At 61.7% G+C, this 9,332-nt stretch carries 6 protein-coding genes and 1 tRNA gene; 3 read left to right on the top strand and 4 right to left on the bottom strand.

The window, feature by feature from the left end:
- Positions 1-47 precede the first annotated feature (47 nt).
- The 4 genes from ASD64_RS13995 to ASD64_RS13980 all read right to left on the bottom strand — a co-directional run bounded on the left by ASD64_RS13995 (position 48) and on the right by ASD64_RS13980 (position 5,302).
- On the bottom strand, positions 48-935 hold the full coding sequence (locus ASD64_RS13995; protein WP_156460154.1) for a hypothetical protein: 888 nt from the start codon (positions 933-935) through the stop codon (positions 48-50).
- 86 nt (positions 936-1,021) lie between these two features.
- A tRNA-Leu gene (locus ASD64_RS13990) sits at positions 1,022-1,106 on the bottom strand.
- Between the two features lie 1,051 nt (positions 1,107-2,157).
- Positions 2,158-4,515: a DUF1989 domain-containing protein gene (locus tag ASD64_RS13985; protein WP_056106013.1), complete on the bottom strand. Its 2,358-nt coding sequence runs from the start codon at positions 4,513-4,515 to the stop codon at positions 2,158-2,160.
- Positions 4,516-4,654: 139 nt separating this feature from the next.
- The gene (locus ASD64_RS13980) at positions 4,655-5,302 is read right to left on the bottom strand and encodes a LuxR C-terminal-related transcriptional regulator (protein WP_056106011.1); all 648 of its coding nucleotides are present in this window, start codon (positions 5,300-5,302) and stop codon (positions 4,655-4,657) included.
- A 583-nt stretch (positions 5,303-5,885) separates the two neighbouring features.
- Here ASD64_RS13980 and ASD64_RS13970 point away from each other — a divergent pair.
- The 3 genes from ASD64_RS13970 to ASD64_RS13960 form a co-directional block, all read left to right on the top strand.
- On the top strand, positions 5,886-7,598 hold the full coding sequence (locus tag ASD64_RS13970) for an APC family permease (RefSeq protein WP_056106006.1): 1,713 nt from the start codon (positions 5,886-5,888) through the stop codon (positions 7,596-7,598).
- Positions 7,599-7,866: 268 nt separating this feature from the next.
- Positions 7,867-8,760, top strand: coding sequence for a bifunctional methylenetetrahydrofolate dehydrogenase/methenyltetrahydrofolate cyclohydrolase FolD (gene folD, locus ASD64_RS13965; RefSeq protein WP_056106004.1), 894 nt, complete (start codon positions 7,867-7,869; stop codon positions 8,758-8,760).
- 46 nt (positions 8,761-8,806) lie between these two features.
- Positions 8,807-9,332, top strand: a 526-nt coding sequence (locus ASD64_RS13960; protein WP_156460153.1) for a formate--tetrahydrofolate ligase, incomplete at its 3' end; no start/stop codon positions are given.

Genomic DNA, 9,332 nt, shown 5'->3' with positions numbered 1-9,332 from the left:
CTCCGTTGCCCCCGCCACTCACCGCGTTGGGGGAAGGTTCACATGGCTCAATTCTCAATGGAAATTATGCGCCTAACCGGCTCAGTTCCGCGTGGAAACCAACACTTCAGGAACTCTGCAAGCGTGGAGAAGGCCTTCTTGTAGCTTTCATATGTGCTTTCCGAATGGCCGGCTGCGCTCGCCTCTCGCCACCAGGCATCCACCAGGCCGGTCAACGAAACGCTGCCTGACGGCGCATCCGTGTGCTGAGCCTGCCATTCGGGAAATCGTTCGGACTGCGCGTCCAGAGAATAGACACCTTCGGTCTTGCGATGCTGCACCTCCAACGCTTGCCGCAGTGCTCTGCGAAATTCCCTGAGAACCATATGGCGCGATAGCGCATCGACACGATGGATGCCCTTGTCGAACAGCAGCCTGTTGACGAGAGGCCCGAACATTTTTTCCAGAACTTCCGGATCATCGTCTTCGGCTAGCCTGTCCAGTTTCTCAAGCTGGTCAGCGCAGGCGGCTTTAAGCACCTCCATGTCAACGCCGCGACTGATCTCGACGCTGCCGTCATCGTTGTTCACTAGCGTGATTGAGTCGGAAAGATCGATATCCTTTGCCCAAGCCCTGTAGATTTCGCCTGAGAGTGCTACCGCCTGCCGGTGCGTCAGTGGAATCGGCCTTTCCTCGCGAAGCGCCGCAAACACTCTTTCCAGGTAGCCCGCAAGCCCGGCTTGACGGTTCTTGGCTTCGGTTGGATCGGCAGACTTGAGCGAGACCCTTATGGCCTGGGTGCTGGCTGTGATCCTTATGGGGACAATCGCATCGCCGACAGGTAAATTCAGTCGCATGCCAATCATCTGGTCGCGCAGATCGGTCGGTATGCGTTGCACGAATTGGGGATTGCGAGAGCCTTTACGAATCATCGGTCGCACAAGTCGATAGAGCATTGTTACACACCCTTGTAACACAGCTGGGTGAGCGCAACAGTCTGAAAAGGCTTAACTTATTGATCCCGTTGGCAGTCAGGATCAGATGGTGCCCAGAAGAGGACTCGAACCTCCACGCCTCGCGGCACACGGACCTGAACCGTGCGCGTCTACCAATTCCGCCATCTGGGCTGGTGCGCGCTCATGTAAGCGGGCCGGCCGATACTGTCAACGCGCTTTTTGAAAACCGCGACGAGAGCCTGCCCGTTCAATTCATACCCGCGTCGTTTTCGAGACGGGTTGAGACCGTGCCTGTTCATCGCCACGCTGCCTTTTCGGCCCTGGGAGTCTTCTGCCCCGCCCTTAAGCTCCCTCGCTGCGCTCGTCGCTGGCGGGGACCCTGAATGGCCAGACGGCTATCGGAGTTCGTGCTGTATGGTTGCCACGCCCGGCATTTGCCGTCTGGCCATTGTCAAAGAACTGACCTCGGTTGAGAGGTCGGGAAGACGGGCGGCCGTTCGGACGCTCGTTTAGTAAGTAATGCGACCTTACGGCCGCCCGTCCGGTGGCTGTCATCCCGTCGACCGGTCCCAAGACCGTCCGGTGGTTACCCTGCCGCGACGATCAGGCGATATACGCCTCTTGCACCTGACACGGGTTGCTCTTTCCAATGGAAAGCCCGCCGCAAGACGCCGGCCTGTCGGATGCCCTCGGGTCCACTGGCGCCGAACCAATGGGGGGAGGTCACCGCCGCTCTTCCTGATACCCGGTGCGCACCAGGTTCCCGCAAGAGCGATGGCGGGGATTATGAGAGGGATTGAGAGCGTGTGGACAAGAATGCCGGCGGTTTCTGCTCGAAGCGAGCGGGATCAACGCATTGGCGAGGTGAAGGGGGTTGGTTTGATCCACGATTGACCGCCGCGCTCCACGGCTTCACAGCAGCTAAATACCTCCTCATCCGACCGTTGGCGTACTGCCGCTTTTTCACGGCATGGATCCCGGATATTCCCTTCTCGCTTCGCTCGAATGAGAATTCCGGGATGACGATGCTGAGAGGTTGCGCTTCGGTTTGCGAACGGCGGCAGGCCGCAAGGTCAGCGCGGCACGCCGGCGACCGAGCCATGCGTGCGGCGTGTGCTTTCAAAGCAGCGGCGTCGGGGGCTTGTCTGGCGGGGTATGGGGGAGCCGGCACCGCAGGGGTGACGGTGCCGGCTCGGGCCGCCTGTAGCCAGGCGGGGGGACTTTACGACCTTGGGCGTTCCTTCTTGGGATCGTAATGGGCGAAGCCGACGATTTTGGCCGGCAGGCGCTTCTGGTGGCCGTCGAGCTTGCCGATCTCGACCTCGGTGCCGATGGCGGCATGGGTGGCGTCGACGCGGGCCAGCGCGATGTTCTTCTTCAGGATCGGCGAGCGCGTCGAGGAGGTGACCTCGCCGATCTGGGCGCGGCCGATGTGGATGCAGTCGCCGTGGCCGACGGCGACATTACCGTCGATGTCGAGCCCGACCAGCTTGCGCACCGGGTGCTCCTTGCGTCGAATCAGCGCCTCGCGGCCGATGAAGTCGTCGGTCTTGGTCTTGAGCGGCACGGTGAAGCCGATGCCGGCCTCGAACGGGTCGGTCTGGTCGGAGAACTCGTAGCCGGCGAAGATCAGGCCGGACTCGATGCGCAGCATGTCGAGCGCCAAAAGGCCCATCGGCTTCAGCCCGTGCGGCTGGCCGGCCTCCCACACCGCGTCGAACACCGTCTCGGCATCGCGCGGATGACACCACACCTCGTAGCCGAGTTCGCCGGTATAGCCGGTGCGCGACACCACGACAGGCGCGCCGTTGGCGCCGCCGATGCGGCCGACGGTGAAGCGGAACCACTCCACCTCCTCAAGCGCGGGCTGGTGCGGCTGTGTCCAGATCACCTCTTTCAGGATGGCGCGGCTGTTGGGGCCTTGGACTGCGATGTTGTGCATCTGGTCGGTGGAGGAGCGCACCAGCACCTTGAGGCCGAGCTTTTGCGCCGTTTCGCGCAGCCATTCACCCGAATAGTCGTCGCCGCCGATCCAGCGGAAATTGTCCTGGCCGAGGCGCAGCAACGTGCCGTCGTCGATCATGCCGCCATGCTCGTAGCACATGGCGGTGTAGACGACCTGGCCGACGCCGAGCTTCTTGACGTCGCGCGTCAGCGTGTACTGCAAAAGGGCTTCGGCGTCAGGGCCGGTGACCTCGAACTTGCGCAAGGCCGACAGGTCCATCACCACCGCCTTCTGGCGGCAGGCCCAGTACTCCTCGATCGGCCCTTCTTTGGAGAAGGAATTGGCCAGCCAGTAGCCCTTGTATTCGATGAAATTGCGCGTGTGCTTGGCAAAGCTCGAATGGAAAGCGGTTTCTTGGGTCATCTTCGGCTCGGAATCTGGAGTTACGCGTCTGGCGATCGCCCGCGAGAATTTGTGCTGGCCCGAATAGGTGCGCACATGGATGTCGGTGAGGTCCCAGCCATTGGCCGGCGTGGTGTCGTCGGGGCAGGCGGAGGACACGCACACGATGTCGGTGAGCGCCCGCAAGAGCACATAGTCGCCGGGCCTTGACCACGGCTCGTCCGAATACATGACGCCATGGGCGTCGATGCCGGTGTTGAAGAAGAAGTTGACCGCCATCCAGCCGGCGCGGGCGTTGACGCCGCGGTCGGCCAGCGCCCGGTTGAAATTGTCCGAACAGTTGATGTGGCCAGGATAGCCGATGTCGTCGTAATATTTGGCGTAGCAGGCCAGCGCGAAGGCGTCGTGGCGCCCGCAGGTATCCTGCACCACCTCGACCAGCGGCTCAAAGTCCTGGTCGTAATATTTGGCGTGCAGGCCAGGCATCGGATAGGCGTGGCCCATCAGCGAGCGCGTCGCCGTCACGTCGAGCGGCAGGTCGCGGCCATTGTCGAGCTTGCGCGCCGAAAAGCATTGGAAGTCGGTGCACTGGCGCCCGTCGACATCGATGATCTGGATGTAGTCGCCGGCCTTGACGAAATAGGATTCGGCCGTTTTCGACTTGACCCTGAGATCGAGCACCGGATCGGCCAGCGGGTCGGGCAATTCGAAGCGGCCGGGCGTGCGCACTTTCGCCCGCTGCAGCGTCACCGCAAGCGGCGTTACCGTGTCGTGGCTGTCGATCAGCATCGGCCCGCCGGGGGCTGCCGCCACCAGATAGCCGTCGCGTGCGACCAGGAAGGATTCCTCGACGCCGGCAGGCGTGGAAGCGTCGAAGAAACGCACCGCCTCGGCGCCGGCTAGCTGCAGGCCGCGCCGCTCGATGCCGCCGCGCAAAGAGCGCAGGCTGGCGTCGCCCGTCAACAGCAGCGCCTTCAGGCCGGCGGCATTGGAATTGGCTTTCGTGCCAAGCAGGCCGGCATCGCTGCGGCCGGTGCGGTCGAAAGCGACCAACTCGCAGGGCTGGCCGCCCTCGAGATTGCGCACCGTGAGCCGGTCGCCCGCCTCCACCTCGATCAGAACCGCGCCGGCGCCGGCCACATGGTAGCGCTCGGCGCCTGGAACGATCATCCCCGGCCGCAACACCAAACTCGGACGCGGCGGCCCAGCCAGTACCCCAGGATAGTCGATCATATCAGCAACTGCCTTGGTTTCCTATGTGTAAACTTAGTTCATCGTGGAGAATAGTTACTTTTCCAAACTTCGCAAGTCCGGTTTTGCCTGCGCTCGCAACCGGGATTTGCACCGATGGGAGACGACCTGTTCCGTGGCGCTATTGAGGATTGGGCGATGCCCCCCGCTTTTTTGCCCCGGCATAAAGCGCCACTGCCATCGCCCTGTTCCTGACGTCAAGCTTGTCGTACAGGTTCTTCAGGTGGTATTTGACCGTGTTTTCCGAAATTCCGGTGCGCGATGCAATCTGCAGGTTGGTCCAGCCATCCGCAAGGACCGACAACAGTTCGCGCTCCCGCGTCGTCAGCCTCGACAGCGGCGTATCGTTGATCTTGGAAACATCCACATAGGGAATGCAGATGCGGCCGTGGGCAACCGCCATCAGCGTGTCGAACAGGATCTGCGGGTCGTCGAACTGGTAGCAATAGCCTTGCACCCCGAGGCGCACGCATTGCTTCAGAATGCCGATGTCATGATCGTTCGAGAAGATGACGACGCGCGCTTCGAGCGAATGGCGCTGCATCGCGGCGAGCACCTCGCCGCTGTCCATGTCGGACAGTTTCCAGCCAAGCACCGCGAGGTCGAAGGTCCTGTCAGGCGACGACAGTTCGCGCAGGAAATCCTCTCCGGTCTGCACCGTGCCGGCCAGATCGAAACGGCCGTCGCGGGCAATCATGTCGGCCAGCGCCGACACTACCAGGGGATTGCGCTCGGCAACCAGCACCCTGAACTTGCCTGGAGAAGTCATGATCGCCTCCCGTGGCCTGCTTCCGGCTCCCGTCGCATCCCGTCGATGCTCATCTGCCTTTGTTACCTCCCGGGGCGGTTCCGATTTTGATGGAATCGGTGAACCGCTCTAACTCTTTTTCTTGACGTAATTCCGGACGGAAAACCGGTTTCTGCTTTTCTGGACAACGCCGCGACCTCCTCGATGCATCGCCCGTACGGTCATCCGACCATGCAGGATATGCGGCGGCAATTCACAGCATGAATTATTTTTTCCCGTTAGTACAGGGATTTCGCATCGAAACTCGTAAATGCGCGCCGCGCCCGAGTGGGTCCATGCGTCGCTCAGCAGGCCTCCGGTCTTGCGCATGTCATTGTCGCGAAACCGGTTTCGGCTTTCGAGCGAGACGCTCTGGCCTCGCCGGCCAGCCCGATTTGGGAAATGCGAAGTGCTCCTACAAAGCTCTTGACGAAAAGGTGATTTCCGACGATCTTCACCGACAAGAAAGAAATAAAACTGAGCGGAAACATAGACGCCTTGCGCCCTTTGGGAGATCGGCCGCAAGCATCTACCACATCATAAAGCGTAAAAAGGGGACTTCGCCATGAGCGTGCTTGCGGACTCGCATTCTGCGGAATCGGGACAACTTCATCGAACTATCGACTGGCGTGGCGCCTTCTGGGTGGCCAGTGGCGTTCCGGCCCTCGTGCTGTTTTCGATCGGCGGCATTTCCGGCACGGTCGGCATCCCGGCCTATACGATCTGGATCGTGTCGGTGTGCTTCGGCCTGATCCAGGCTTGCACCTATGCCGAGATCGCGGGCCTGTTCCCGAGCAAGTCGGGCGGCGCTTCCGTTTATGGCGCCACCGCGTGGCTGCGCTATTCGAAATTCATTGCCCCGCTTTCGGTGTGGTGCAACTGGCTGGCCTGGACGCCTGTGCTTTCGCTCGGCTGTTCGATCGCGGCGGCCTATATCCTGAACGCGCTGGCGCCGATCCCGGCGTTCACGGACGCTTCGCCTGAAGTCGTTGCATGGCTCGCCGACCCGGCCAACGCCGGCAAGGCCGCGGCGGACGCGATTGCGGCCCTCACCGCTGCCGGCACGCCGGCAATCCGCGAGTGGACCCTCTACAGCGGCTCGCTGGGTCCGGTTTCCTTCTCGTTCAACTCGGTCTTCATGATCGGCACGATCCTGATGCTGATCACTTTTGCGATCCAGCATCGCGGCATTCTCAGCACGGCCAACGTCCAGAAATTCATCGGCCTGGCCGTCATCGTGCCGATGCTGATCGTCGGCGTGGTGCCGATCCTGACCGGCCAGATCAACTGGGACAACTACACGCCGTTCGTGCCGCTGGCCGAAGCCTATGCTCCGGCGCCGGGTGAATGGAACATCTCCGGCTGGACGCTGGTGTTCGGCGGCCTGTTCATCGCAGCGTGGTCCGCCTACGCGTTCGAGACCTCGATCTGCTTCACCAGCGAGTTCAAGAATCCGGGCCGCGACACCGTCCGCGCCATCCTCTATTCGGGATTGCTGTGCCTGCTTCTCTATACACTGGTGCCGTTCACCTTCCAGGGCGTGCTCGGCCTCGAGGGCATGCTGGCGCCTGATATCGCCGACGGCTCCGGCGTTGGCCACGCGATGGCGCAGATGGTCGGCGGTTCGGGCCTGGTCACCAGCATCATGATCATGCTGATGATCCTGGCGCTGATGCTTGCCATCAATACCGCGATGGCCGGCTCCTCGCGCACCCTCTACCAGGGTTCGGTCGACGGTTGGCTGCCGCGCTACCTGTCGCATGTCAATTCGCACGGCGCACCGACCCGGGCGATGTGGACCGACCTCATCTTCAATCTCGGGCTCCTCGCGATCGCATGCGCGGATGCGGCAAGCTTCTTCTTCATCCTCGCCGTTTCCAACTGCGGCTACATCATCTTCAACTTCCTCAACCTGAATGCCGGCTGGATTCACCGGATCGACAACGGCCATATCCATCGGCCGTGGCGCGCTCCGACCATCCTCATCGCAATCGGCTGCATGCTTTCCTTCGTCAATGTCATGTTCATGGGCGCCGGCGCCAAGGTCTGGAACCCGTGGGCGCTGTGGTCCGGGTTCATTGCTGCTTCGCTGATCATCCCGGTCTTCTGCTTCCGGCATTACGTCCAGGATGGCGGGCGCTTCCCGACCCATATGCTGGACGATCTGGGCATCACCCAGGAGGATCTGAAGAGCCGCAAGGCGGGCATGCTGCCCTACCTCACTCTGGCAGGCGGCCTTGCCGTGGTGCTGCTGGCAAACTGGATTTTCGTCATCTGACGAAACCTGATCCTGTGAAGATGAAGGCCGGCTTCAAGCCGGCCTTCTCCGTTGATGGCCGGTGGCGATTTTTCAGGGCGCCGGCGAGAGGCGCCTGACACTCTGCAGATATTCTTTCCATGAAAGAATATTGAACAGCAGTTGACTTTCGGGCGAGTTGGCTGTTAAAAACGGACGACAGGAATAGGTCCTCCGGTAGCACGCTTGGCCAATATGCCTTAGGCAGAGTGCGACCTTGGAGACCTTGTCGGGGAGGAATGACATCACAATGGCGACGGTAATAGATGGCAAGGCTGTAGCGGCGGATGTGGTCGCGAAGGTCAAGGCGGCATCACAGGAACTGACTGCGCAAACCGGCGTTGTCCCCGGCATCGCCGTGGTCATTGTCGGGCACGATCCCGCCAGCCAGGTCTATGTCTCCTCCAAGGGCAAGAAGGCCAAGGAGTGCGGCTTCAATTCGATCGAGCATGCGCTGCCGGCCGAGACCTCCCAAAAAGAACTGGTGGCGCTGGTCGAAAAGCTCAATGCCGACCCTGCCATTCACGGCATCCTCGTGCAATTGCCGCTGCCGGGCCACATCGACTCGGGCAGCATCATCCAGACGATTGCGCCTGAGAAGGATGTCGACGGCTTCCACTTCATCAATGTCGGCAAGCTCGGCACCGGCGAACTGGATACGGCCTTCGTCCCGTGCACGCCCGCCGGTTCCATGCTTTTGATCGAACGCGCGCTTGGCCGCGATCTGTCCGGTCTCACCGCCGTGATCGTCGGCCGCTCCAATATTGTCGGCAAGCCGATGGCCAACCTTCTGCTCAACGCCAACGCCACCGTGACCATCGCTCACAGCCGCACCAAGGATCTGCCGGCGCTGTGCCGCAGCGCCGATATCCTGGTCGCTGCCGTTGGCCGCCCCGAGATGATCAAGGGCGACTGGGTCAAGCCCGGTGCGACCGTCATCGACGTCGGCATCAACCGCCTGCCTGCCGACGTCAACGGCAAGGCTCGCCTGGTCGGCGACGTGGCCTATGACGAAGCCGCTGCCCAGGCCGGCGCAATCACGCCAGTGCCCGGCGGCGTCGGACCGATGACCATCGCGCTTTTGATGGCAAACACAGTCATCTCCGCGTCCCGCGCAGCGGGACGGACCCCGCCTCGTTTCTAACAGTAGCCCCTTCAATTTCCACAACTAGCCTTTGAGGAATGACCCCATGGCGGAAGTAAAGAGCGACATATCGATTGCGCGTGCGGCGAAGAAGAAGCCGATCCAGGATATTGGTGCGAAGATCGGCATTCCGAGCGAGCACTTGCTGCCTTACGGGCATGACAAGGCGAAGGTCTCGGCCGAGTTCATCAAGTCGGTTCAGAAGAACAAGGACGGCAAGCTGATCCTGGTCACCGCGATCAACCCGACGCCGGCCGGCGAAGGCAAGACGACGACGACGGTCGGCCTTGGCGACGGCTTGAACCGCATCGGCAAGAAGGCGGTGATCTGCATCCGCGAGGCTTCGCTTGGTCCGAACTTCGGCATGAAGGGTGGCGCTGCCGGCGGCGGCTATGCCCAGGTTGTGCCGATGGACGACATGAACCTGCACTTCACCGGCGACTTCCACGCCATCACGAGTGCGCATAACCTTTTGTCGGCGCTGCTCGACAACCACATCTACTGGGGCAACGAACTTGGCATCGACACGCGCCGGGTGACGTGGCGCCGCGTCATGGACATGAACGACCGGG

This window comes from Mesorhizobium sp. Root157, assembly GCF_001427385.1.
Lineage (GTDB): Bacteria > Pseudomonadota > Alphaproteobacteria > Rhizobiales > Rhizobiaceae > Mesorhizobium.
Note: the sequence above shows the minus strand (reverse complement) of the source record. Positions and strands in the feature narration are given on the sequence as shown.

Coding starts and splice junctions, on each gene's coding strand:
- folD (WP_056106004.1), top strand. CDS start 7,867: ATGGCGACGGTAATAGATGGCAAGGCTGTAGCGGCGGATGTGGTCGCG.
- ASD64_RS13985 (WP_056106013.1), bottom strand. CDS start 4,515: ATGATCGACTATCCTGGGGTACTGGCTGGGCCGCCGCGTCCGAGTTTG.
- ASD64_RS13970 (WP_056106006.1), top strand. CDS start 5,886: ATGAGCGTGCTTGCGGACTCGCATTCTGCGGAATCGGGACAACTTCAT.
- ASD64_RS13980 (WP_056106011.1), bottom strand. CDS start 5,302: ATGACTTCTCCAGGCAAGTTCAGGGTGCTGGTTGCCGAGCGCAATCCC.
- ASD64_RS13995 (WP_156460154.1), bottom strand. CDS start 935: ATGCTCTATCGACTTGTGCGACCGATGATTCGTAAAGGCTCTCGCAAT.